The sequence below is a fragment of the Priestia koreensis genome (genome assembly GCF_022646885.1).
Classification (GTDB): domain Bacteria; phylum Bacillota; class Bacilli; order Bacillales; family Bacillaceae_H; genus Bacillus_AG; species Bacillus_AG koreensis_A.
This window is the reverse complement of record NZ_CP061868.1, coordinates 4,157,199-4,181,314: the sequence shown is the minus strand read 5'-3', so window position 1 is coordinate 4,181,314 and position 24,116 is coordinate 4,157,199. Positions and strand designations below refer to the sequence as shown.

Below are 24,116 nucleotides of genomic sequence, written 5' to 3'. Positions count from 1 at the left end.
GGGAACGGAGGTGGGAAGTTGTCTTTTGCTTCAGAAACCAAAAAGGAATTAACGAACTTAGAGTCAAAGGATTGCTGTGCGAAAGCGGAGCTATCAGCACTGATTCGGATGAATGGTTCTCTCTCCTTTTCTAATCGAAAAGTAGTGGTAGACGTTCAAACGGAAAATGCAGCTATTGCACGTCGTATCTATGTATTGCTCAAAAAAAGCTATGATGTTTCAGTCGAGCTACTCGTTCGGAAGAAAATGAGACTGAAAAAGAACAATGTCTATATCGTTCGATTAATGGAAAAAGCGCGCGTGATTCTTGAAGATTTACGAATCGTAAACCAGGATTTCACGTTTATACATGATATTTCAGAGGACTTGGTTAAAAAGAAATGCTGCAAACGTTCTTACTTAAGAGGAGCGTTTTTAGCAGGGGGTTCCATTAACAATCCGGAAACATCTTCATATCATGTCGAGATTTTTTCCTTATATGAAGAGCACAATACGTCGTTATGTGAGCTGATGAATACGTTTCAGTTAAACAGCAAAACGCTAGAGCGTAAAAAAGGCTTCATTACGTATTTGAAGGAAGCAGAAAAAATTACTGAATTTCTCAGTATTATTGGTGCGCATAGTGCACTGCTACGATTTGAAGATGTTCGAATTGTGAGGGATATGAGAAACTCGGTTAATCGTCTCGTAAATTGTGAAACAGCTAACCTGAACAAAACGATTGGAGCGGCCCTTCGACAGGTTGAAAACATTGAATATATTCAAGGAACCGTGGGGCTAGACGTACTTCCTGATAAGCTTCGAGAAATTGCGCGTTTACGTGTTGAATATCAAGATGTAACGCTGAAAGAACTCGGAGAAATGCTTTCAGGAGGTCCGATCAGTAAATCAGGGATTAATCATCGTCTTCGTAAAATCGATGAAATTGCCGATCGTTTACGAGCAGGTCAAACGATTTCATAAATACGATGCTTAAGACAACAAACAAAAGGGATAAATTTTGTATAGATCAAATATGCATTTTGTTGAGAGGGTTTATCTCATTTGCAGGGAATCTATATAAAAAAGAAGAGTGAAAAAAGGAGGAATGAAGCAATGGTCGAAAAAAAGGTAGAAGTTCTATTAAAAACGGGTTTACAAGCAAGGCCGGCTGCACTATTCGTACAAGAAGCAAATCGTTTTTCATCAGACGTGTTTTTAGAGAAGGAAGGTAAAAAAGTAAACGCCAAGAGCATTATGGGGTTAATGAGCTTAGCTGTTTATTCAGGCTCTGAAATTACGTTAATTGCCGATGGAGCAGACGAAGAAGAAGCAATTGAAGCGCTAGTAAACTACGTGCAAAAAGAAGGCTAAATAAAAAAGTGCATTCCAGAGAATGCACTTTTTTTCAGCTTATTATACTGTTTGTGTAGGATCGCTTGTCATGATGCGGTCGATTAATCCATATTCTACTGCACGCTCAGCCGTCATGAAGTTATCACGGTCTGTATCACGGCCAATAACTTCGATTGGTTGACCTGTACGTTCAGATAGAATTTGGTTTAGTTTTTCGCGTAGGAATAAAATGCGTTTTGCCGCAATTTCAATTTCCGTTGCTTGACCTTGTGCCCCACCTAGTGGTTGGTGAATCATTACTTCACTGTTTGGTAAAGCAAATCGTTTGCCTTTTTCACCAGCTGCAAGTAAGAAAGCACCCATTGAAGCAGCCATACCGATGCAGATTGTTGAAACCTTTGGCTTAATGAATTGCATCGTGTCATAGATTGCCATACCAGCTGTAATAGAACCACCTGGGCTGTTAATGTATAAAGAGATATCTTTTTCTGGATCTTCAGCAGCCAAGAATAAAAGCTGAGAAACAATTGAATTTGCTACGTTGTCATCAATAGCGCTACCAAGCATGATAATACGATCTTTTAATAAACGAGAGTAGATGTCGTATGCACGTTCACCACGGTTGGTTTGTTCAATAACTGTAGGAATTAAATTCATGTAAATTCCTCCTCTAAATAAAAATTTTTGTTATGTATCCTTAATAATACACATAAGGTCAGGGAAGGTCAAACGAAAGGATTTCCCTTTAAACATATTCCATATGATTTTATGATATTCCTTTTCTTACGCGTACATAATTTCAATTTTTCCCCCAACAATTGAAATTTAAACCCGGCTCCCAAGAAAGCTAGGAACATCTATTTCTACTGGAAGGAAAGGATATAAAGAATAATAGCACTCTGCGTCAAATTCTGTCGAGAAGTGTGATGAATCAAGGCTTTTGAAGCCAAAATTCGGCAATATCGCTTGAAAAATGTTGTGGAATTACCTATAATTAAGGGTAGAGTGATTTTTTGCCCTCGTAGTGTAGTGGATAGCACAAGAGATTCCGGTTCTCTTAGGGTGGGTTCGAATCCTGTCGAGGGCGTACCGAGTCGTTGTTACATTTGTAGCAACGACTTTTTTTATTCCTTAATTTAGAAAAACACTGTAAAAAACATGAAAATAAACGATAACTAGAAGAGAGAGCGCTATAAGAAAAAAGTACCTTTTTTCAAAAAAGAGCTCCAGCTTCTCTGCACAGCTAGCGCGAGAGGAGCGAATAAGACTTTAGAATCTCTTGCTTAATTCCCCGCTATGATTTACAACAGTTATAGAAGGAAAAGAACAACTTAGGAGGAAAAATAATGAAATATGTAAGCAAAATGCTCATGCTCAGTGCGGCGCTCGCTTTCGTTCTTTCCGCTTGTGGAACGACTAATGAGGGATCAGACAAAACGACAACTTCGGATAAAAAAGAAGAAAGCGTAGCGAAGAATGATTCAACGGATACGAAAAAGACGGAAGAAAAGTCCGAAACAACAGATGCAACATCTGATACAGAATCAGGTACAGAGGGAAAAGACTCAGCAGATGATTCGACTGCTAAGGATAGCGCTGCTTCTACAAAAACAGATGACGCTACTTCCACAAAGACAGACGACTCTACTGCTTCATCAACGGATGAGGTAGGTAAAGATGATAGTTCTACGACATCTGCAGAAGACAACGCAACAGAAGAAAAAGAAGATCAAGCAACATCGAGCGACACAACCGTTCGTGTGCCAGAGAAGAAATTAACGGTTGAAGAAAATGGACAAGCTGTACAAAAAGATGCGATGTTGAAAGAAAGCACAAATCAACCTTATTCACTCTATGTTCTTGAAAACTACGATTTGCTAGAGGAAGAGCCAGGAAAAGATAGCATTGCTAATATTAAAGACTCCCATTCGTTTATGCGTGTGGAGGTACTGCCAAGCGATGTTACACTTGAACAAGCTGAAGCGAATATGAAAGAGAGCGCGGAAGCAATTAGCTCAGAAGCGAAAAAGATCACGGATAATGCCCAAAAGCCAGCATTTAAAGACGCAACATGGTACGAAGCATCGACGGGAGAGGATAACGTGAGAATGATCCTTATTCAGGGTAAAAGCCCGTTACTATTAAGCATCTACACGTCTTCCGCAAATGACGAGCTACCGGCATATTTAGAAATGGCTAAAACCATTCAAGTAAAATAAGAAAAAAGCAGTTCTCAACGCGAGGGCTGCTTTTTTATGTAAAAAGTCCAGCCTGCCGAAGCTGGACAAAAATCAATAGTAGATACGACGCTTGTTCGTATGGTGAAAGTATAACAAATCCATTTAAAATGAAAAGTGAAAATTTTTGGTAGTCAGCTTCCTTTACACAAATGTTTTCGAATGTAACGTTTTATAGTAAAATATAGGTACCAATGTAAGCGTTTTAAAACAGGTGTACTGAAAAAGGTTACGTTCCACGTTGTGGCATCAGAGGGGAGAGACACATGGAAGTAGGTTTATTTCAAACCCAATCATTGCGTGTAGTGATGAGCAAGGAGCTTTCACAGGCTATATCACTGCTTCAATATTCATATACAGAGATTCTAACTTTTCTACAAGAACAAGCAATGCAAAATCCGCTAATGGATTTTCAAGAGCTTGGTTCGACATCTTTAAAAAGTGATCGTCATTCGATGAAACCGTCCATTGAATTTGATCAATTAAGAGATGACTATGAATCGTTACAGGAGCATTTAATTTCTCAGCTTCATTTCCTGCCTATTTCTTCTGAAGAGGAGCTTATTATTACATACCTTATTTATAGTTTAAATGAGTACGGATATCTTGATGAGGATATTGAGCATGTCAGTGAGGTTCTAGGAAAAGACCGAGAAATTGTCAAAAGCAGTCTTAAAACGCTTCAGCAGTTAGAGCCTAGTGGAGTCGGAGCGCGAAACTTATCTGAATGCTTGTGGATTCAATTAAAGAGAAAGAAACAGGAAACGCCGCTTGCACTTCAGTTGCTTAAAGACCACTTTGAGGCATTTGCGCTAAAGAAATGGGAGAAGCTTAGTCGAGAACTGAATGTGACCACGGGAGATATTCAAGAAATTAATGACCAAATCATCCATTTGAACCCGCGACCTGGATTACAATATTCAAATGAACGTCATCGTTATATTACGCCTGACTTTATCGTGAAAAAAGTAGCTGATCGCTATGATGTTCACATGAACGCTGAAACAGATTTTACGATTCGATTAAATCAACAGTATATGAACGTATTAGCTGAAAGCAGAAGCACGGAAGCGAAGGCTTATTTAGAAGACAAGCAGCGGGAATTGCAGTGGATTATGAAAAGCTTAAATACGAGGAAGCAAACGCTTCAACTTATTATGGAGGCACTGTTGATAGAGCAGGAAGCCTTCTTCTCTAATGGAATGGCTTATATGAAACCACTGACAATGAAGCAACTTGCGGACAAAATAGGCGTCCATGAATCAACTATCAGTAGAGCAATCCGCAATAAATATGTTGAAACATCTTTTGGGACCTATGAAATGAACGTTTTTTTTAATAGTCGAGTATCAGAAGATGGAGAGGCATCCTCTTCTGCACAGATTAAAGAGGCCATGCAAACGCTTATTGCGAATGAAAATAGACAAAAGCCGTTATCAGATCAACAGCTTACCAAACTGCTGAAGGAAGCGTATAACATGTCGGTTTCTCGAAGAACGGTAGCGAAGTATCGCGATGAGCTTCATATTTTACCGTCTTCACAGCGGAAAGTGTATGTTTGTTAGAGGGGGAAGCAGAGTGGAAATCGTCGTCTATACAAAAGAAACATGTTCGCTATGTGACAAAGCAATTGATTTATTAGAGGAATTAAAAAAAGAATATCCCTTTACGTATACACTGATCGATATCTATGAAGATGACGCTCTTTTAGAGAAGTATCAAATCATGATTCCGGTGGTGGAAATAAACGGAGAAGAGGTAGATTTTGGGATAATTGACGCTAAAAAAATAAGAAAGCGTTTACTTTTAAAATAACGTGATGTATTAGTTGAATAACGTCTTCACTCCTGTTAAAATAAGTTTCGTAACAGGGTGAATTTTTTTTGCAGTAGGTGGGACATAATATGTCTATACGGGACAAAAAATGTCCAACTCTATTTGTACCTTAAGGGGAATTGTTAATGTATTCGCTTTTAAACATTCAACAAAAATTAGTGCCTGAGCTTCTATCGGTCATGCAGAAGCGATATCAAATTTTGCAGTACATACGGTTCATGCAACCAATCGGAAGAAGAAACTTAGCAAGCAGTTTGGAAGTAACTGAACGTGTGCTACGAAGCGAAGTAACTTTTCTGAATGAGCAGAATTTAATTGATATCAAAACATCTGGTATGACGCTAACGACAGAAGGCGAAATGCTCCTTTCACAATTAGAAGATATTATGAAAGAAGTTTCAGGACAGCGTTTATTGGAAACAACAATACAGAAAGCACTTGGTATTTCTCGTGTCATTGTGGTCTCTGGTGATAGTGATCAGTCACCTTGGGTCAAAAAAGAAATGGGAAGAGCATGTGCCGGATGTATAAAAGAGCGTCTCATTGGCAAAAAAAATATCGTTGCTGTTACAGGTGGAACAACGCTCGCTTCTGTAGCGGAGATGATGATTCCAGACCGAAAAGATCGTGATACGCTGTTTGTTCCCGCACGTGGTGGACTAGGAGAGCATGTAGAAAATCAAGCAAACACGATTTGTGCGAAAATGGCTGACAAGTTCTCATCGAACTATCGCCTGCTACATATTCCAGATCAGCTAAGCGACGAGGCATATCGCTCAATTATAACTGAACCTTCCATTCGGGAGACGATTCGCATGATTAAATCAGCCGATATGGTTGTTCATGGAATTGGAGACGCGATGACAATGGCAGCACGCCGTCAAACGTCTGATTCAGATTTAGCGAAAATTGAGGAAGGCCACGCGGTAGGTGAGGCATTTGGTTATTATTTTGACCAAGAAGGCAATATTGTTCACAAAGTAAAAACAGTTGGCATACAACTAGACGATTTACAGAATAATAAGTGTGTTATTGCCGTAGCCGGTGGGTCATCAAAAGCAAAAGCGATCCGAGCGTTTATGAAACAAGCACATGATTCGATATTAATTACCGATGAAGGTGCCGCAAAACAGTTAGTAGGGGATATTATCCCTGATATATAAAAATTACTCACTTTTCAAGGAGGAAATTATCATGGCAGTAAAAATTGGTATTAATGGTTTTGGCCGTATCGGTCGTAACGTATTCCGTGCAGCATTAAAAAATCCTAACGTGGACGTAGTAGCGGTTAATGACTTAACAGATGCTAACATGTTAGCTCATCTTTTAAAATATGATTCTGTTCACGGCAAATTAGATGCTGAGGTTTCTGTAGATGGAAACAATCTAATCGTTGATGGAAAAACAATTCAAGTATCTGCTGAGCGCGACCCAGCTAAATTAGCTTGGGCTGACCGTGGAGTAGAAGTAGTAGTAGAATCTACTGGTTTCTTCACTAAACGTGCAGACGCTGCAAAACACTTAGAAGCTGGTGCTAAAAAAGTTATCATCTCTGCTCCTGCAACTGATGAAGACATCACAATCGTTATGGGTGTAAACCATGATAAATACGATGCAGCAAGCCACGATGTAATTTCTAACGCTTCTTGTACTACAAACTGCTTAGCGCCATTCGCTAAAGTATTAAACGATAAATTCGGTATCAAACGTGGTATGATGACAACTGTTCACTCTTACACAAACGACCAACAAATCTTAGACTTACCTCATAAAGATTACCGTCGTGCTCGTGCAGCAGCTGAAAACATCATCCCAACAACTACTGGTGCTGCTAAAGCAGTATCTCTAGTATTACCTGAATTAAAAGGTAAATTAAACGGTGGAGCTATGCGTGTTCCAACTCCAAACGTTTCTCTAGTAGACTTAGTTGCTGAACTAGACAAAAACGTAACAGTTGAAGAAGTAAACGCAGCTCTTAAAGAAGCAGCTGAAGGTGATCTTAAAGGAATCCTTGGTTACAGCGAAGAGCCACTAGTATCTGGTGACTACAACGGTAACGCTAACTCTTCTACTATCGATGCATTATCTACAATGGTAATGGAAGATAGCATGGTTAAAGTTATCTCTTGGTATGACAACGAAAGTGGTTACTCTAACCGCGTTGTTGACCTAGTTGACTACATCGCTTCTAAAGGACTTTAATTCTTAACAGAGAAGCATACATCTAGGAGCACATCGTGCCACAACAAGAATATGCTTCGTGATAAAAGACAGTTCGGCACCGTTGTTTAGCAGCGGTGTCGAAGAATGTCGGATATCATTGGATTTGATGAACGAGAACCTTTATAATGGAACGTGATTAGGGGGAGTGGGGCTTATACCCCTACTTTCCCTTGTTTTATTTAGACGATTGTTTACAGGAGCACCACTTCATAAACAAAGTCTGCCAATACATTGAACATAAGGGAGGCCTTTTGACGATGAACAAGAAAACAGTTCGTGACATCGATTTAAAAGGAAAGCGAGTATTCTGCCGCGTTGACTTCAACGTGCCAATGAAAGATGGGAAAGTAACAGATGATACTCGTATCCGTGCTGCTTTACCTACTATTAACTATTTAGTAGAACAAGGAGCAAAAGTTATTTTAGCTAGCCATCTTGGTCGTCCGAAAGGTCAAGTAGTAGAAGAGCTACGCTTAAATGCAGTAGCTGAACGCTTACAACAACATCTAGGAAAAGACGTAGCGAAAGCAGACGAAGCTTTTGGTGAAAACGTACAAAAACAAATCGCTGACATGAACGAAGGCGATGTTTTAGTACTTGAAAACGTACGTTTCTACCCTGGTGAAGAGAAAAACGATGCAGAATTAGCAAAATCATTTGCTGAACTAGCAGATGTATATGTAAATGATGCATTCGGTGCTGCTCACCGTGCGCATGCTTCTACTGAAGGGATTGCACATCATCTTCCAGCAGTAGCGGGTATCTTAATGGAAAAAGAGCTTGACGTACTTGGAAAAGCTTTATCAAATCCAGAGCGCCCATTCACAGCAATCATTGGTGGAGCGAAAGTAAAAGACAAAATCGGTGTAATCGATCATTTATTAGATAAAGTCGATAACCTAATCATCGGTGGCGGACTTGCTTATACGTTCATCAAAGCTCGTGGTTATGAAGTAGGTAAATCTCTTCTTGAAGAAGATAAAATTGACCTTGCAAAATCATTCATGGAGAAAGCAAAAGCAAACAACGTAAACTTCTACATGCCGGTAGATGTCGTTGTTGGTGACGATTTCTCAAATGATGCAAACACGCAAATCGTGCCGATCGAAAACATTCCAAGTGATTGGGAAGGTTTAGATGCAGGCCCTAAAACTCGTGAAATTTATGCAGACGTAATCAAAAACTCTAAGCTTGTGATCTGGAATGGACCAATGGGTGTATTCGAACTTGATACATTCGCAAACGGTACAAAAGCAGTAGCAGAAGCTTTAGCAGAATCAACTGATACATATTCTGTTATCGGTGGTGGAGACTCTGCAGCAGCAGCTGAGAAATTCAAATTAGCTGACAAAATGAACCATATCTCTACAGGTGGCGGTGCTTCCTTAGAATTTATGGAAGGTAAAGAATTACCAGGCGTTGTAGCTCTAAACGACAAGTAAGAATTGCATTACAGCCTGAATGCTTAATTCTCTAAAAGAGTGGAGACAGGTCATGGTGCTATTACCGTCAAGTACTTGAGCCAACCGGTTTTCCGGAAGTACCGTGATGAATAAGAAAGCTATGACCCACACGCTCTTTTAACCACATGTAAAATGCCGATTACGAAGGGGAGAAGTTGGGTAGGAAGGTGATAAAAGACGAGCCAATACAGGAAACTGTAGTCTTTTAACATGCAAAACAGAGCAAGTCTTGACTATCAAACTGAAAAAGGATGATAACTATGCGTAAGCCAATTATTGCAGGTAACTGGAAAATGAACAAAGTTCTTTCAGAAGCGACAAGCTTTGTGGAAGAAGTAAAAGGATCTGTACCTGGATCTGAAAAAGTAGATGCAGTAGTATGTGCGCCTGCGCTATTTTTAGACCGTTTAGTAGAAGCAACTAAAGGAACTGACCTTAAAGTCGGTGCTCAAAACATGCACTTTGAACAAAGTGGTGCATTCACAGGGGAAGTTAGCCCTGTAGCATTACAAGATCTAGGCGTACAATACGTAATCCTTGGTCATTCAGAGCGTCGTGAAATGTTCGCTGAAACGGACGAAACGGTTAACAAAAAAACGTTAGCAGCTTTCGCTCATAACCTAGTACCAATCGTGTGCTGTGGTGAAACAGACGAGCAGTATGAAAACAACGAAACAAAAACAGTTGTAGCTCAACAAGTAAAAGAAGCTTTCAAAGGCTTAACTGACGAGCAAGCAAAACAAACTGTTATCGCTTATGAGCCAATCTGGGCAATCGGTACAGGCAAATCTTCTACATCTGCAGATGCAAACGAAGTTTGTGGATATATCCGTAGCGTAGTGGCTGAGCAATTCTCTCAAGATGTTGCTGATGCAGTACGTATCCAATACGGTGGTAGTGTAAAACCAGCTAACATTAAAGAATATCTTTCTCAACCTGACATCGACGGTGCTTTAGTAGGTGGCGCAAGTCTTGAAGCGCAATCTTTCCTACAACTTTTGGAGGCAGGTAACAATGAGTAATAAACCAGTTGCTTTAATCATCTTAGATGGTTTTGGACTTCGTGGCGAAGAGCATGGTAATGCGGTCGCTCAAGCGAAAAAACCAAACTTTGATCGTTTGTGGAATGAATATCCACACGCAACGTTAACAGCATCAGGCGAAGCAGTTGGACTTCCTGATGGACAAATGGGTAACTCAGAAGTTGGACATTTGAATATCGGTGCAGGGCGCATCGTATATCAAAGTTTAACACGTGTGAATGTAGCAATCCGTGAGGGCGAGTTCTTTGAAAATGAAACGTTCCTAAATGCGGTTAACCACGTAAAAGAAAAAGGTACAAACCTTCATGTGTTTGGTCTGCTTTCTGATGGTGGTGTGCATAGTCACATTGAACACTTATATGCATTACTTCGTCTTGCGAAAAAAGAAGGCGTGAAACAAGTATACATTCACGGTTTCCTTGATGGTCGCGATGTAGCACCTCAATCAGCAGAGAAGTATTTAAACGAATTGAACGAAAAAATCAAAGAATACGGTATTGGTAAATTAGCGACACTTTCAGGTCGTTACTACTCAATGGACCGTGACAAGCGTTGGGAACGCGTTGAGAAAGCTTACCGAGCTATGGTATATGGCGAAGGTCCAGCTTACGAAAACGAGTACGAACTTGTAGAAGACTCTTACAAAAATGGCATCTATGACGAATTCGTTTTACCTTCTGTTATTCAAGAGAATGGTAAACCAGTGGCCACTATTCAAGATGACGATGCGGTAATTTTCTACAACTTCCGTCCAGACCGCGCGATTCAAATTTCAAACACGTTCACGAACGAAGATTTCCGTTCATTTGATCGTGGAGAAAAACACCCAAAAAACCTTCACTTCGTGTGCTTTACGCACTTTAGTGAAACAGTAGACGGGTACGTTGCGTTCAAACCAGTTGGAATGGATAACACATTGGGTGAAGTGCTATCACAAAACAACTTAAGACAGCTTCGTATCGCTGAAACTGAAAAATATCCTCACGTAACGTTCTTTATGAGCGGTGGTCGTGAAGCAGAATTCCCAGGAGAAACACGTATTTTAATTGATTCTCCGAAGGTAGCAACGTATGACTTAAAACCAGAAATGAGTGCTTACGAAGTGACGGACGCGTTACTAGAGCAAATCGCTGGTGATAAGCAAGATGCAATTCTGTTGAACTTTGCAAACCCTGATATGGTTGGACACTCAGGCATGCTTGAGCCAACAATCAAGGCAATTGAAACGGTAGACGAATGTCTTGGAAAAGTTGTTGATGCAATTACAGAAAAAGGCGGCACAGTGATTATCACGGCTGACCATGGTAATGCAGACATCATTACAACGGACGAAGGCAATCCGCATACAGCTCACACAACGAATCCGGTTCCTGTAATCGTAACGAAAAAAGGAATTGAGCTTCGTGATGGTGGAATCCTAGGTGACTTAGCACCAACAATGCTTACACTACTAGGCGTAGAACAACCAAAAGAAATGACAGGCAAAACGTTAATCAAATAAATTTTCTAGATGAAAAGGAGAATGTAACATGTCAATTATCGTTGATATTTATGGTCGTGAAGTATTAGATTCTCGTGGTAACCCAACTGTAGAGGTAGAAGTATACACTGAGTCAGGCGCAATGGGTCGCGCATTAGTACCAAGTGGTGCTTCAACTGGTGAATACGAAGCAGTTGAATTACGTGATGGTGACAAAGATCGTTACCTTGGTAAAGGTGTTTTAAAAGCAGTTGAAAACGTAAACGAAAAAATCGCTCCAGCAATCATCGGTTACGATGTATTCGATCAAGTTGCAATTGACAAAGCGTTAATCGAACTTGACGGAACTGAAAACAAAGGTGAATTAGGTGCTAACGCAATCCTTGGTGTTTCTATGGCAGTAGCTCGTGCAGCAGCTGACTACTATGATATGCCTTTATACCAATACCTTGGTGGCGTAAATGCTAAAACTCTTCCAGTACCAATGATGAACATCATCAACGGTGGAGCTCATGCTGATAACAACGTTGACATTCAAGAATTCATGGTAATGCCTGTTGGTGCAGCTAACTTCAAAGAAGCTCTACGTATGGGCGCTGAAATCTTCCACAGCTTAAAATCTGTACTTAAAGGTAAAGGTTACAACACAGCTGTAGGTGACGAAGGTGGTTTCGCTCCAAACCTTGGTTCTAACGAAGAAGCTCTTCAAACAATCATTGAAGCAATCGAAAAAGCTGGTTACAAACCAGGTGAAGAAGTTATGCTTGCAATGGACGTTGCATCTTCTGAAATCTACAACAAAGAAGACGGTAAATACCATCTTGCTGGTGAAGGCAAATCTCTTACTTCTGAAGAAATGGTTGCTTTCTACGAAGATCTTGTTGCTAAATACCCAATCATCTCTATTGAAGATGGCTTAGACGAAAACGACTGGGATGGCCACAAATTACTAACTGAACGTATTGGTAACAAAGTTCAATTAGTTGGTGACGATCTATTCGTAACAAACACTAAAAAATTAGCTGAAGGTATTGAAAAAGGAATCTCTAACTCAATCCTTATCAAAGTTAACCAAATCGGTACATTAACTGAAACATTTGATGCAATCGAAATGGCAAAACGCGCTGGTTACACTGCAGTTATCTCTCACCGTTCTGGTGAAACTGAAGACAGCACAATTGCTGACATCGCAGTTGCATTAAACGCTGGTCAAATCAAAACTGGTGCTCCTTCACGTACTGACCGTGTTGCGAAATACAACCAATTACTTCGTATCGAAGACCAACTTGGTGAAGTTTCTAAATACGATGGTCTTAAATCTTTCTACAACTTAAAAAAATAAGTTGTCTGACTGAATAGAAAAAAGCTGTCCCTCTGGGGCAGCTTTTTTTGTTAATGAAAAACCAGGCGCAGCTAGCACCTGGTTTTCAATTACATGCTCATTTTTAAAATTTCACGCACGTCGTCTTTGTTTAAGATTTTATAAGAGCCGACTTGATCCTTCATGAATGATTTTTCAACAAGCTCATCTAGGCGTGAATCGTCAATGTCATAATCTGCTAAGCGATTCGGGGCACCGAGAGAATTCCAGAAGCTACGAAGTGCATCTGCTCCTTCATGCGCCACCTCTAAGTCTGTCTTGCCTTCTGCTGACACGCCAAGAACATTTACCGCGAGCATTTTCATACGCGTTGGATCAAACTCTGCGCAATATTTCATCCAGTTCGGGAATACGATTGCTAATCCACCACCATGAGGGATGTCATAAAGAGCTGATAGCGCATGCTCAATTTGATGTGAACCCCAGTCACCGCCGTCTGTTCCGTTAGAGAACGTATCATTAAAAGCAGTTGTCCCCGCATACATAATTGTTTCACGTAAAGAGAAGTTCTCTAGATCATTCACAAGTTCTTTTCCTGCGTTCATAACGGTTTTTAAGAATGATTCCATGAACCCATCAATCATTGGCGTGTTATCAATACGATGGAAGTACTGCTCTAATGCGTGGGACATCATATCGACAACTCCGTAAATGGTTTGGTCAAGAGGCACTGAGAACGTATAAGTCGGATCTAGAATGGAGAACGTTGGGTAGACAAGTGGGCTTCCCCAACCACGCTTTTCGTTTTCCTCCCAGTTACTAATGACTGAAATACTGTTCATTTCGGATCCTGTTGCAGCAAGTGTTAGTACCGTCCCAAAAGGTAAGGCAGAAGTAGCCGTTGATTTACGTGTAATAATGTCCCACACGTCACCCTCGTAAGTGGCACCGATTGAAATGGCTTTCGTGCAGTCAATTACACTTCCTCCACCCATAGCAAGAATGAGATCAATGTTCTCTGTTTTGCAAATCTCAATTCCTTTATGAACAGTCGTCAAACGAGGGTTTGGCTCAACCCCTGTTAGTTCAAAAATTTCAGCGTTCACTTGTTTTAACTGATTGATAACAGCATCGTAAACGCCGTTTCGTTTAATACTTCCGCCACCGTACACGAGTAGCACGCGTTTATTTTCACCTACTTCATTTGAAAGCTGTGTTATTTGGTCTTTTCCAAACCATAGTCGAGTAGGGTTATGTTGTAAAAATGGAATCATGTTGGTCATCTCCTATATGCGTTGTTTTTTTGCATTTTCTTTTAAAATTCCGACGTGATCCTCCAGGTTTTGCTTAATGGTTGAAAGCAAAGCAATTTGCTCGTTTACATCGGAAAGCTTTTGCTCGTACATATCAATAATAGAGGAACACGGCTCTTCGTATAAAAGAGGCTTGTCTTCAAGACATTTTAAAATAATGGCTACCTGCTCGAGGTTAAGCCCTAAGCTTAAATAAAGCTGGATCTGCTTTACACGCTCGACCATTGACTCATCGAAATCACGATAGCCATTTTTAAGGCGGGTTGATACGAGTAGATGTTGCTGTTCATAATGTCGTAGTGATCGCTCGCTAACCCCTGTTTTTTCGGCTAGGACACCAATTCTCATGCTTTTTCCTCTCCTTACAATTGATACGTTCACAAAAACATCTCTCTTAGTATAAACATTAACACTAACGTCAATGTCAAGGATTCCGTTTCCTTTCCAGAGGGAAGTGAAATCAGACACAATTTTTTGTTAATTTTATGTATATTAAATGAAGTTATCTTGTACATGCCATCCTTTTATGGTACATTTAAAACAATTGGTAAGGTGCGTACTCAGGAGGTGTAGACACATGCTGCATACAGTTTTAGTAACATTATTAGTGATCGTTTCAATTGCCCTTATTGTAGTTGTATTATTACAAACAGGTAAAAGTACGGGGCTTTCAGGTGCCATTTCTGGTGGAGCAGAGCAGTTATTCGGTAAACAAAAAGCACGCGGGATTGATCTTGTGCTACATCGCGTAACAATTGTTCTGGCGGTTTTATTTTTCGGGCTAGCAATCGCAGTTACTTACTTTAAATTGTAAGACGAGCTCACCTTTTGGGCTGGTCTTTTTTTATTGGTTGGATGCAGGGGATTAAGAAGGGGGAAGTCGTTAAATTCCTCTTCATGAATTTGTCACTTTATTTTTATTCGTTACGGGCAAATGATATAATAACCCAATAGGATTGTGCATTAAACAAACGTTTGATTGAAGTCGGGCAACGCCTTGATATTTCTAGACGGAAGACAATTTAAACAAACGTTTATTTAGATAGGAATGACTCAGTTCATTAATGCATGAATGATGCATATCATCATAAAATACACATAGCTAAAAGTAAGAAAGGAAGTACACAAATCATGAAATTAGTTGCACCGAAACCTTTTACTTTTAAGGGTGGAGATCGAGCGGTTTTATTACTACATGGATTTACAGGAAATTCTGCTGATGTTCGCATGCTAGGAAGATTTTTAGAAACGAAAGGCTATACGTGTCATGCCCCAATCTACAGCGGCCATGGCGTATCACCAGAAGAGTTGGTTCATACGGGTCCAAAAGATTGGTGGAAGGATGTACAAGATGCGTATCAATCACTGCGTGACGAAGGCTATGAAGATATCGCAGCTGTGGGTCTTTCGCTAGGTGGCGTATTTTCATTGAAATTGGGTTACACTGTACCTATAAAGGGTATTGTGGCCATGTGTGCGCCTATGTACATTAAGAGCGAAGAAGTGATGTATGAAGGTGTTTTGGAATACGCTAGAGAATATAAAAAGCGTGAAGGAAAAACTCCTGAACAAATTGAAGAGGAAATGAAGAAGTTCGAAGAAACACCGATGACGACGCTAAAAGAGCTACAAAACCTTATTGGCGACGTGCGTGATTCTGTGGACATGATTTATGCTCCGACGTTTGTGGTACAAGCCCGCAATGATCACATGATTAATACGGACAGTGCGAATATTATTTATAACGGTGTTGAGTCACCGGTCAAAAACATCAAGTGGTATGAGGAATCTGGTCATGCCATCACGTTTGGTAAAGAACGTGATCAGCTCCATGAAGATGTATATCAATTTTTAGAGAGTTTAGATTGGTAACAGCGAATGAATGTATGATGCTCCGACATAAAATAAATCTGCGGAGCATCCTTTTTACATAGAGTCAGATTCCAATTAAAAGGAGGGAACAGCATGGAACAGGAAATGCAGCAACACATTGATCGTCTGCTTGCTTATATGAAAGAAGAGTCATACAAGCCGCTTACGGTAAAAGAATTGGAAGAAGTATTTGGTATTGAAGATTCGTCTACGTTCAAATTGTTTGTCAAAGCATTAGTAGAGATGGAAGACCAAGGTCTTATTATTCGTACGCGAAGCAATCGCTATGGTCTACCAGAAAAAATGAATTTACTACGCGGTAAGTTTATTGGACATGCAAAAGGATTTGCGTTTGTTGATCCAGAGGATACAGAGCTAGACGACATTTTTATTCCACCGAATGAAACAGGGAACGCCATGCACGGTGATATCGTTCTTGCACGTGTCGCAACAAAATCAAGCGGTTCAAGGCAAGAAGGTACCATTGTTAAAATCATTGAGCGTGGAACGAAGGAGATCGTCGGAACGTATACGGAAAGCCGTAATTTTGGTTTCGTGATTGCCGATGATAAAAAAATCGTGAGCGATATCTTTATTCCGAAAAAGGCAAAGAACGGAGCAATTGACGGACATAAAGTAATCGTACGCCTTACTTCTTATCCAGAGGGTCGTATGAGTGCAGAAGGTGAAGTTATTGAAATTCTTGGTCATAAAAATGATCCCGGAGTGGATATCATTTCAGTGATTCACAAGCACGGTTTGCCAACGGCTTTCCCAGAGAACGTCTTGCAGCAGGCTAACGATACGCCAGAAACGATTAACGAAGATGAAATCAAAAATCGTCGTGATTTACGTGACCAAATGATCGTTACGATCGATGGCGCAGATGCGAAAGATTTAGATGATGCTGTTACGGTGACAAAGCTTGATAACGGTCATTATAAATTAGGTGTCCACATTGCTGACGTTAGTTACTACGTAACAGAAGATAGCGCGATTGACGTAGAAGCTCAAGATCGCGGAACGAGTGTTTACTTAGTAGACCGCGTTATTCCAATGATTCCTCATCGTCTTTCAAACGGGATTTGTTCATTAAATCCACAAGTCGATCGCTTAACGCTTTCTTGTGAGATGGAAATCAACAGTCATGGTGAAGTGGTCAAACACGAAATCTTCCAAAGCGTCATCAAAACAACGGAGCGTATGACATATTCAGACGTGAAGAAAATCCTAGATGACAAAGATCCAGAACTTCTTGAAAGATATGAACCGCTCGTTCCAATGTTTGAACTTATGGGTGAACTTGCAGGTGTTCTACGTAAAAAGCGTATGGATCGCGGTGCCATTGACTTTGACTTTAAAGAAGCAAAAGTATTGGTTGACGAAGAAGGGAAGCCAAGTGACGTTGTACTACGTGAACGTTCGGTAGCAGAGCGCTTGATTGAAGAGTTCATGCTAGTTGCCAATGAAACGGTAGCAGAGCACTTCCACTGGATGAAGATCCCGTTCATTTATCGTATCCATGAAGAGCCAAACGAAGAAAAGCTAACGCGTTTCTTCGAGTTTGTCGCAAACTTTGGTTATACGATCAAAGGCAAAGGAAACGATGTTCATCCACGTGCGTTACAGGAGCTTCTAGAAGAAGTTCACGGCAATCCAGAAGAGATGGTTGTATCAACGGTTATGCTTCGTTCAATGAAGCAAGCTCGTTATGCGCCAGATAGCTTAGGTCACTTCGGGCTATCAACGGAGTTCTATACGCACTTCACGTCTCCAATCCGCCGTTATCCAGATTTAATTGTACACAGACTTATTCGTACGTACTTAATCGAAGGAAAAGTGGATGAAAATACGCGCGCGAAATGGGCAGAGCTGCTTCCTGAAATTGCGGAGCATTCGTCAAACATGGAACGTCGTGCAGTTGATGCAGAGCGTGAAACAGATGACATGAAGAAAGCAGAATACATGGCTGACAAAGTCGGCGAAGTATTTGACGGTATTATTAGCTCCGTAACAAACTTCGGTGTGTTCGTGGAGTTAGAAAATACGGTTGAAGGTCTTATTCATGTAAGTGACTTAACAGACGATTACTACCGCTATGATGATCGTCAATACGCTATGATCGGTGAGCGCACAGGTAATGTTCTTCGTATTGGTGATGAAATTACGGTACGTGTAGTCGATGTGAATAAAGAAGAGCGTTCAGTTGATTTTGTTGTAGAAGGTATGAAGGGCTCTCAGCGCCGTGAGCGTAAAGCACGTCCAACGGTGATTAAAGGGAAACAGGATGGACGCAAAAAGCCGACGAAAAAACAAGGCGGCGAACGTTCAACAAGAAGAAAACCGTCTTCACCTTCAGCTTCAGCCTCATCATCATCTGATAAGAAGCCGAAGAAAAAGCGCAAGTTCTACGAAGGCGTTGCAAAGCCGACGAAAAAGAAAAAGCGCAAAAAACAATAGTAGGAGAAAGGAGCTTTAGGGCTCCGCTCTCCCGCTAAGTTTGATGTAGATAGAGAGGGATTGTTATGCCAAAGGGAGCAGGAAAAGTAATAGCTCAAAACAAAAAAGCAAACCATGATTACTTTATTGAGGAAACATTTGAAACAGGGATTGTGCTGCAAGGGACAGAAATTAAATCCATTCGTGCTGGTCGCGTGAACTTAAAAGATTCATACGCACGTGTCCACAACGGGGAATTATTTCTATACAGCATGCACGTAAGTCCGTACGAACAAGGAAACCGCTATAACCATGACCCACTGCGCACGCGTAAGTTACTAATGCATCGCCGTGAAATCAACAAGCTAATTGGCTATACGAAAGAGACAGGTTACTCGCTCGTACCGCTAAAAGTGTATTTGAAAAACGGATTTGCGAAAGTTTTACTTGGTGTCGGGAAGGGTAAAAAGAAATATGACAAGCGTGAAGATCTGAAGAAGAAGGAAGCGAAGCGTGACATTGAGCGTGCGTTCCGAGATCGTCAGAAAGTGTAACTTACAAAAAGTTACATTTGCATGATTTTGTGTTTGTGCTATAATAATAACTGTAGTTGCCAGTTACCGCAGTTATTTTAAGCTCATTGTAGCTACCTGCTATGACAAGACGTTGTAGCTTTTCCGAATAACTCCTTTTTTATATGGGGACGTTACGGATTCGACAGGGATAGTTCGAGCTTAAGCCGCGAGTCGAGGGGATCGGCCTCGTCAAAACGTCAAAGCCAATAATAACTGGCAAATCAAACAACAATTTCGCTTTAGCTGCCTAATAGTAGCTTAGCGGTTCCTCCCTCCATCGCCCATGTGGTAGGGTAAGGGACTCACTTTAAGTGGGCTACGCCGGAGTTCGCCGTCTGAGGACGAAGGAAGAGATTAATCAGACTAGCGACTCGGACGCCTGTCGGTAGGCAGAAGAGATCGCGAATTACGAATATGCCGACTACACTCGTAGACGCTTAAGTGCCGATATTTTTGGACGTGGGTTCGACTCCCACCGTCTCCACCAATACATACTGTTGGTGGTTTTTATTTTTATAAAACAAATGATCGAAGCGAAAAGTCAGTGCCTGTAGGCGCTGGCTTTTATTTTGGCTTTATTCTCACAAAGCAGACTGCAAAACAAGTTACAATACAAAAAAGCCGCAAATTAATTGCGGCTTTTTTGTATTATTTATAAAATTTTACGCGTGTATCTAACGGTTGGAATTCTTTTTCGCCTGGCTCAGCAGCAGGGTTTCCGAAAGGCATTTGAGCAATAAGCTTCCATTCTGCTGGAATGTTCCACTCTGCTTTGACTTGCTCGTCGATTAATGGATTGTAATGCTGTAATGAAGCTCCTAGTCCTTCAGCTTCTAGTCCTGTCCATACAACAAGTTGGTGCATACCAGATGATTGGTTAGACCAAACAGGGAAGTTGTCAGCATATAGAGCAAATTGTTCTTGAAGAGCTCTTACAACTGACTCGTCTTCAAAGAATAATACTGTGCCGTAGCCAGCTTTGAATGAATCCATTTTTTGCTGTGTTCCAGAGAAGTCTCCGTCACCTACAACTACTTTTAATGTGTCTGTTGTTAAGTCCCAAAGCTTATCATGTGCAGCACCTGTTAAAACCACAACACGTGCACTTTGTGAGTTAAATGAAGATGGAGTGTGCTTAACCGCAAATTCAACAATTTCTTTAATACGCTCATCTGATACTTTTACATCTTTGTTAATTGCATAGTAAGAACGGCGTGATTGTAACGCTTCATATAAATCGATTGTCATTTGTTATTCCTCCCAATTGTCCTTTGTTTCGAATTAAAATATTTCAAACTCAAGATAATTATAATTAGGGTAGTTGAAATTGTCAAACTATTTTATCTGTTATTTTGTAAAAACTGGGTTGAGCAAAAAAAGAAGTTCTAGCTGGGGCTGTTTTGCAATATATCCTAGTAATAGGGAACATGTACCCTATTGTTCGAAGCAAAAAACCTATGACAAGGGGGTTGAATGAGGATGTTATCCGTCATTCTTCAAGTAATCTTAGGTATTGGCTTTGTAATGTTTGGTCTGATGAAATTTGGTTCCAAGCAAATGGTGGAGGGGTTCAAACAGTATGGTTATCCAAGCTGGTTCCGCATCTTTACAGGACTTGTTGAGGTCGTGTCTGCCGGATTATTAGTAGCAGGCATATGGAAAGAAGCTCTGGCAGCGTGGGGTGGTTTATTAGTTGTTGTGACTATGATTGGAGCGGTCTTCACACATATAAAGATAAAAGACAGCTTCAAAAGCATAGTCATGCCACTTGTTTTGCTCATAATCGGAGCAGTTGTCCTATATCTTCAATGGAATCATTTATTTTAATTGTTAAAAGCCTACCCGTGAGAACGGGCAGGCTTTTGTTTAGTTATCGTTAATATGGATTGATACGGCTTGCTGATTCACCGTGAGGGTAGGTTCTGTTTTTAAATCGGTCAACATTAAATTTTTCAACAATAGATTTTCTTTTAAGACATAATCAAATTGCGAAAGAATGTTCTTCATCTCATCGGTCACCCCGAGCGTCAAATCAATTCGTAAGTTAACTGGCAAATCAAGCTTTTTACGTTGATCCTGAACGGCCCGCACGACTTCCCGCACCATTCCTTCATGAACCAATTCATCTGTCAGTGTGATCGTGAGTAAAACCGTTAATTCATTTGTAGCGGCAACGGCCATTCCGTTTGGTGCTACTTGCGAAATGATCACATCTTCTTTTGTAAGGTGAAGTATTTGATCGTGTAACAGAACTTCTAGCTGTTCTCTCTCTAATAATTCTTTTGCTACAGTATCAGTCTGGCTCGTTAGCCAGCGGTTTACCTCATTTACAAGCTTTCCAAACTTCGGTCCAGCACTTTTAAAATCAAGCTTCACTTCATATGTTAGAAGGTTCTCTTGAGGTGATGACACCTTGATTTGTTTGATGTTCAGCTCTTCTTTAATGACGTCCTCGTAATTTTCCCACGGTACATCCGCATCAGTCACAATCGTTAGCGCTTGAAGTGGTTGCTTTACTTTAAGTGAGTGATTGTTACGTATACTCCGCCCAAGCTCGACAACTTGTAAGACAGCGCTCATTTCCTCCTCAAGCTTTACGTTGACTAGCTTATCGTTAAGCGTAGGATAATCAGCTACGTGCACACTTTCTCCTGTAAGATTTTCATGAACTTCATCTGTCATAAACGGTGCAAAAGGTGCCATCATTTTACTAAGTGTTAACAGAACTTCGCGAAGCGTTGCGTAGGCAGCCGCTTTTTCTGTCGTCATATCCTTTGCCCAAAAGCGCTCTCTAGAACGACGAACATACCAGTTGCTTAGCTCCTCGATAAAGGCTGCAATCTCACGGGCAGCGCCTGTAAATTCGTAGTTCTCTAGACCGTGTGTAACGTTTTGTAGCGTACTGTGAAGCCTTGAAAGAATCCATTCATCGAGTTTTGTTCTTTTCGTATGCTGATGTTGAGCAGGATCGTATCCGTCGAGTTTTGCATATAAAACGTAAAAGCTGTATACGTTCATGAGCGTATCAATAACTTTTGACTTCGCTTCTTGTACGACGCGCTTAGAGAACTTCTTTGGATTCCACGGTGCACTGTCAGCTAAAAGTGCCCATCTAAGTGCATCGGCTCCAAATGTGTCTACAAGCTCTAGTGGATCAAGTGCGTTGCCTTTACTCTTAGACATTTTTTGTCCATTTTCATCTAATACATGACCGAGAGATAAAACTCGTTTATAAGGTGCTTTCCCTGTAAAGAGCGTTGATACGGCGAGGAGGCTATAAAACCATCCACGTGTTTGGTCAATCCCTTCTGCGACAACATCGGCGGGAAATTGATTTTGGAATTGATCACTGTTTTCAAATGGGTAGTGATATTGTGCAAATGGCATTGCGCCGCTATCAAACCATACGTCAATGACTTCTGACGTGCGCTTCATATTACCCTGACAAGAAGGGCACGTAAGATCAATTTTATCCACATATGGTTTGTGTAATTCAACGTCGTCTTCTACAGTGCTCGTTGCATAGCGCTGCAATTCTTTCATGCTTTTCGGAGCAAGCTGATGGTTACATTGCTCACATTCCCATACGTTCAGCGGAGTTCCCCAGTATCGCTTTCGACTGATGTTCCAATCAACGATGTTATCTAAAAAGTTTCCAAAGCGTCCGTGCTTGATATGATCTGGATGCCAAGTAACGTCGTTGTTATTCTCGATTAACTGATCCTTGATCGCGGTCATTTGGATAAACCAGCTCTCTGTCGCATAGTAGAGGAGAGGGGAGTCACATCGCCAGCAGAATGGATAGCTATGCTCGTATTTTTCTTTGTGATAAAGAAGCCCTTGATCAGCCAAGTAACGAACAACATCTACATCGCAATCCTTTACAAACCGTCCTTCAAACATCGGAACATCAGAAGTATAATACCCTTTTTCATCTACAACATTAACAAAAGAAAAGCCATGTTCTTTGATTACGCGGTAATCATCCTCCCCATAAGCAGGTGCGATATGAACGACACCTGTTCCGCTTGCCTCTGTAACATAGTCAGCAGTGAGCACCTTATGACCATTAGAGACAGGCACTGTTTGAAACGGAGGCTCATAGGCCATGCCGACAAACTCATTTCCTTTATGCTCGGATAAAAGCGTAAAGTCACCTTTTAATACCTCATTAACGAGTGACTTTGCGACTACATATGTTTCGCCTTGCTGCTGTACGCGAACATAGGTGATCTCTGGATGAACAGCTAGCGCAACGTTTGCTGGTAATGTCCACGGCGTAGTCGTCCACCCGAGGAAAAACTCTCCGTCACGATCGGTCCGCTTAAATTTGACCGTTGCTGTTAAGTCTTTTACATCTTTATAGCCCTGTGCAACCTCGTGTGAACTCAGTGATGTTTGACAGCTAGGGCAGTATGGTGACACGCGATGCCCCTTATAAAGCAGTCCTTTTTCGTGTATAGTTCCAAGCACGTGCCATACGCTTTCGATATATGAATGATCAAGTGTAACGTATGGGTCATCCATGTCGACCCAGTAGCCGATCTTCTCCGTAAACGATCGCCACTGTTTCTCATACGTAAACACACTTTCCTTACATTTTTGAATAAATGCCTCTACGCCATACCCTTCGATTTCGTGTTTGCCTGAGATGCCAAGCTGTTTTTCCACCCCAAGCTCGACAGGGAGCCCGTGCGTATCCCAACCAGCCTTTCGCAACACGTGATAGCCAGACATTGTTTTATATCGTGCCACAACGTCTTTAATCGTTCTACCTAAAGCATGCCCAACGTGTGGAAGACCGTTAGCTGTCGGTGGTCCCTCATAGAAAACGAATGATGGTTTATCCTTTCGATTTTCAACGGATTGCTGAAATACTTTCTGCTCAGACCAGCGCTTTTGGGTGCGCTGTTCGCGTTCAACGGCTGTTTCTTTTGCATTTACTTCTTTCATGTGATACCACTCCTTCATAATGAATG

At 41.0% G+C, this 24,116-nt stretch carries 21 protein-coding genes, 1 tRNA gene and 1 other RNA gene; 18 read left to right on the top strand and 5 right to left on the bottom strand.

The window, feature by feature from the left end:
- The first annotated feature begins 18 nt into the window (after positions 1-18).
- Entirely contained in the window at positions 19-963 is a 945-nt protein-coding gene (whiA, locus tag IE339_RS21965) for a DNA-binding protein WhiA (protein WP_242171355.1), read from the top strand.
- 132 nt (positions 964-1,095) lie between these two features.
- Positions 1,096-1,353: an HPr family phosphocarrier protein gene (locus tag IE339_RS21960; RefSeq protein WP_242171345.1), complete on the top strand. Its 258-nt coding sequence runs from the start codon at positions 1,096-1,098 to the stop codon at positions 1,351-1,353.
- Between the two features lie 42 nt (positions 1,354-1,395).
- On the opposite strand, the gene clpP is transcribed toward IE339_RS21960, so the two are convergent.
- Positions 1,396-1,992, bottom strand: coding sequence for an ATP-dependent Clp endopeptidase proteolytic subunit ClpP (clpP, locus tag IE339_RS21955; RefSeq protein ID WP_053403571.1), 597 nt, complete (start codon positions 1,990-1,992; stop codon positions 1,396-1,398).
- A gap of 358 nt (positions 1,993-2,350) precedes the next feature.
- On the opposite strand from clpP, the gene IE339_RS21950 reads away from it, so the two are divergent.
- The 10 genes from IE339_RS21950 to eno all read left to right on the top strand — a co-directional run bounded on the left by IE339_RS21950 (position 2,351) and on the right by eno (position 12,959).
- Positions 2,351-2,422, top strand: a tRNA-Arg gene (locus IE339_RS21950).
- A 259-nt stretch (positions 2,423-2,681) separates the two neighbouring features.
- On the top strand, positions 2,682-3,554 hold the full coding sequence (locus IE339_RS21945) for a hypothetical protein (RefSeq protein WP_242171342.1): 873 nt from the start codon (positions 2,682-2,684) through the stop codon (positions 3,552-3,554).
- Positions 3,555-3,838: 284 nt separating this feature from the next.
- On the top strand, positions 3,839-5,137 hold the full coding sequence (gene rpoN / locus IE339_RS21940) for an RNA polymerase factor sigma-54 (protein WP_242171339.1): 1,299 nt from the start codon (positions 3,839-3,841) through the stop codon (positions 5,135-5,137).
- A 13-nt stretch (positions 5,138-5,150) separates the two neighbouring features.
- A complete protein-coding gene (locus IE339_RS21935; RefSeq protein WP_242171330.1) occupies positions 5,151-5,387 on the top strand; it encodes a glutaredoxin family protein in 237 nt (78 codons plus the stop codon).
- Positions 5,388-5,533: 146 nt separating this feature from the next.
- Positions 5,534-6,571 carry a sugar-binding transcriptional regulator gene (locus tag IE339_RS21930; protein ID WP_242171327.1) on the top strand — a complete coding sequence of 346 codons (1,038 nt, stop codon included), beginning with the start codon at positions 5,534-5,536 and terminating at the stop codon, positions 6,569-6,571.
- A 31-nt stretch (positions 6,572-6,602) separates the two neighbouring features.
- The gene (gene gap, locus IE339_RS21925; RefSeq protein ID WP_053403566.1) at positions 6,603-7,610 is read left to right on the top strand and encodes a type I glyceraldehyde-3-phosphate dehydrogenase; all 1,008 of its coding nucleotides are present in this window, start codon (positions 6,603-6,605) and stop codon (positions 7,608-7,610) included.
- A gap of 278 nt (positions 7,611-7,888) precedes the next feature.
- Positions 7,889-9,073 carry a phosphoglycerate kinase gene (locus IE339_RS21920; RefSeq protein WP_053403565.1) on the top strand — a complete coding sequence of 395 codons (1,185 nt, stop codon included), beginning with the start codon at positions 7,889-7,891 and terminating at the stop codon, positions 9,071-9,073.
- Between the two features lie 281 nt (positions 9,074-9,354).
- Positions 9,355-10,116 carry a triose-phosphate isomerase gene (gene tpiA / locus IE339_RS21915; protein WP_053403564.1) on the top strand — a complete coding sequence of 254 codons (762 nt, stop codon included), beginning with the start codon at positions 9,355-9,357 and terminating at the stop codon, positions 10,114-10,116.
- Positions 10,109-11,638, top strand: a complete 1,530-nt coding sequence (gene gpmI / locus IE339_RS21910; protein WP_242171325.1) for a 2,3-bisphosphoglycerate-independent phosphoglycerate mutase — start codon at positions 10,109-10,111, stop codon at positions 11,636-11,638. The genes tpiA and gpmI overlap by 8 nt, the downstream gene beginning before the upstream one ends.
- A gap of 28 nt (positions 11,639-11,666) precedes the next feature.
- Entirely contained in the window at positions 11,667-12,959 is a 1,293-nt protein-coding gene (gene eno / locus IE339_RS21905) for a phosphopyruvate hydratase (RefSeq protein ID WP_053403562.1), read from the top strand.
- Positions 12,960-13,048: 89 nt separating this feature from the next.
- Here eno and IE339_RS21900 read toward each other — a convergent pair whose 3' ends face one another.
- Positions 13,049-14,212: an iron-containing alcohol dehydrogenase gene (locus tag IE339_RS21900; RefSeq protein ID WP_242171322.1), complete on the bottom strand. Its 1,164-nt coding sequence runs from the start codon at positions 14,210-14,212 to the stop codon at positions 13,049-13,051.
- Positions 14,213-14,224: 12 nt separating this feature from the next.
- On the bottom strand, positions 14,225-14,599 hold the full coding sequence (locus tag IE339_RS21895) for a MerR family transcriptional regulator (protein WP_053403560.1): 375 nt from the start codon (positions 14,597-14,599) through the stop codon (positions 14,225-14,227).
- A gap of 232 nt (positions 14,600-14,831) precedes the next feature.
- On the opposite strand from IE339_RS21895, the gene secG reads away from it, so the two are divergent.
- From secG to ssrA, 5 genes are all read left to right on the top strand, one after another.
- Positions 14,832-15,065: a preprotein translocase subunit SecG gene (gene secG / locus IE339_RS21890; protein WP_053403829.1), complete on the top strand. Its 234-nt coding sequence runs from the start codon at positions 14,832-14,834 to the stop codon at positions 15,063-15,065.
- Positions 15,066-15,382: 317 nt separating this feature from the next.
- Positions 15,383-16,123, top strand: a complete 741-nt coding sequence (locus IE339_RS21885; RefSeq protein WP_242171319.1) for an alpha/beta hydrolase — start codon at positions 15,383-15,385, stop codon at positions 16,121-16,123.
- Between the two features lie 93 nt (positions 16,124-16,216).
- The gene (gene rnr / locus IE339_RS21880; RefSeq protein WP_242171316.1) at positions 16,217-18,583 is read left to right on the top strand and encodes a ribonuclease R; all 2,367 of its coding nucleotides are present in this window, start codon (positions 16,217-16,219) and stop codon (positions 18,581-18,583) included.
- 65 nt (positions 18,584-18,648) lie between these two features.
- Positions 18,649-19,116, top strand: a complete 468-nt coding sequence (smpB, locus tag IE339_RS21875; RefSeq protein WP_053403557.1) for an SsrA-binding protein SmpB — start codon at positions 18,649-18,651, stop codon at positions 19,114-19,116.
- Between the two features lie 145 nt (positions 19,117-19,261).
- Positions 19,262-19,624: a transfer-messenger RNA gene (ssrA, locus tag IE339_RS21870) on the top strand.
- 161 nt (positions 19,625-19,785) lie between these two features.
- Here ssrA and IE339_RS21865 read toward each other — a convergent pair.
- Positions 19,786-20,385: a nitroreductase family protein gene (locus IE339_RS21865; RefSeq protein ID WP_053403556.1), complete on the bottom strand. Its 600-nt coding sequence runs from the start codon at positions 20,383-20,385 to the stop codon at positions 19,786-19,788.
- A gap of 225 nt (positions 20,386-20,610) precedes the next feature.
- Between IE339_RS21865 and IE339_RS21860 the strand changes: the two genes are divergently transcribed.
- Complete coding sequence (locus tag IE339_RS21860; RefSeq protein ID WP_242171306.1) at positions 20,611-20,964, top strand: DoxX family protein; 354 nt, start codon at positions 20,611-20,613, stop codon at positions 20,962-20,964.
- 39 nt (positions 20,965-21,003) lie between these two features.
- Here the strand turns inward: IE339_RS21860 and ileS are convergent, their stop codons facing one another.
- On the bottom strand, positions 21,004-24,090 hold the full coding sequence (ileS, locus tag IE339_RS21855) for an isoleucine--tRNA ligase (RefSeq protein WP_242171303.1): 3,087 nt from the start codon (positions 24,088-24,090) through the stop codon (positions 21,004-21,006).
- Positions 24,091-24,116: the final 26 nt, after the last annotated feature.

Excerpts from the sequence above, each read along its gene's own strand:
- IE339_RS21960 (WP_242171345.1), top strand. The coding sequence starts at position 1,096 with ATGGTCGAAAAAAAGGTAGAAGTTCTATTAAAAACGGGTTTACAAGCA.
- clpP (WP_053403571.1), bottom strand. The coding sequence starts at position 1,992 with ATGAATTTAATTCCTACAGTTATTGAACAAACCAACCGTGGTGAACGT.
- IE339_RS21945 (WP_242171342.1), top strand. The coding sequence starts at position 2,682 with ATGAAATATGTAAGCAAAATGCTCATGCTCAGTGCGGCGCTCGCTTTC.
- rpoN (WP_242171339.1), top strand. The coding sequence starts at position 3,839 with ATGGAAGTAGGTTTATTTCAAACCCAATCATTGCGTGTAGTGATGAGC.
- IE339_RS21930 (WP_242171327.1), top strand. The coding sequence starts at position 5,534 with ATGTATTCGCTTTTAAACATTCAACAAAAATTAGTGCCTGAGCTTCTA.
- gap (WP_053403566.1), top strand. The coding sequence starts at position 6,603 with ATGGCAGTAAAAATTGGTATTAATGGTTTTGGCCGTATCGGTCGTAAC.
- IE339_RS21920 (WP_053403565.1), top strand. The coding sequence starts at position 7,889 with ATGAACAAGAAAACAGTTCGTGACATCGATTTAAAAGGAAAGCGAGTA.
- tpiA (WP_053403564.1), top strand. The coding sequence starts at position 9,355 with ATGCGTAAGCCAATTATTGCAGGTAACTGGAAAATGAACAAAGTTCTT.
- gpmI (WP_242171325.1), top strand. The coding sequence starts at position 10,109 with ATGAGTAATAAACCAGTTGCTTTAATCATCTTAGATGGTTTTGGACTT.
- eno (WP_053403562.1), top strand. The coding sequence starts at position 11,667 with ATGTCAATTATCGTTGATATTTATGGTCGTGAAGTATTAGATTCTCGT.
- IE339_RS21900 (WP_242171322.1), bottom strand. The coding sequence starts at position 14,212 with ATGATTCCATTTTTACAACATAACCCTACTCGACTATGGTTTGGAAAA.
- IE339_RS21895 (WP_053403560.1), bottom strand. The coding sequence starts at position 14,599 with ATGAGAATTGGTGTCCTAGCCGAAAAAACAGGGGTTAGCGAGCGATCA.
- IE339_RS21885 (WP_242171319.1), top strand. The coding sequence starts at position 15,383 with ATGAAATTAGTTGCACCGAAACCTTTTACTTTTAAGGGTGGAGATCGA.
- rnr (WP_242171316.1), top strand. The coding sequence starts at position 16,217 with ATGGAACAGGAAATGCAGCAACACATTGATCGTCTGCTTGCTTATATG.
- smpB (WP_053403557.1), top strand. The coding sequence starts at position 18,649 with ATGCCAAAGGGAGCAGGAAAAGTAATAGCTCAAAACAAAAAAGCAAAC.
- IE339_RS21865 (WP_053403556.1), bottom strand. The coding sequence starts at position 20,385 with ATGACAATCGATTTATATGAAGCGTTACAATCACGCCGTTCTTACTAT.
- IE339_RS21860 (WP_242171306.1), top strand. The coding sequence starts at position 20,611 with ATGAGGATGTTATCCGTCATTCTTCAAGTAATCTTAGGTATTGGCTTT.
- ileS (WP_242171303.1), bottom strand. The coding sequence starts at position 24,090 with ATGAAAGAAGTAAATGCAAAAGAAACAGCCGTTGAACGCGAACAGCGC.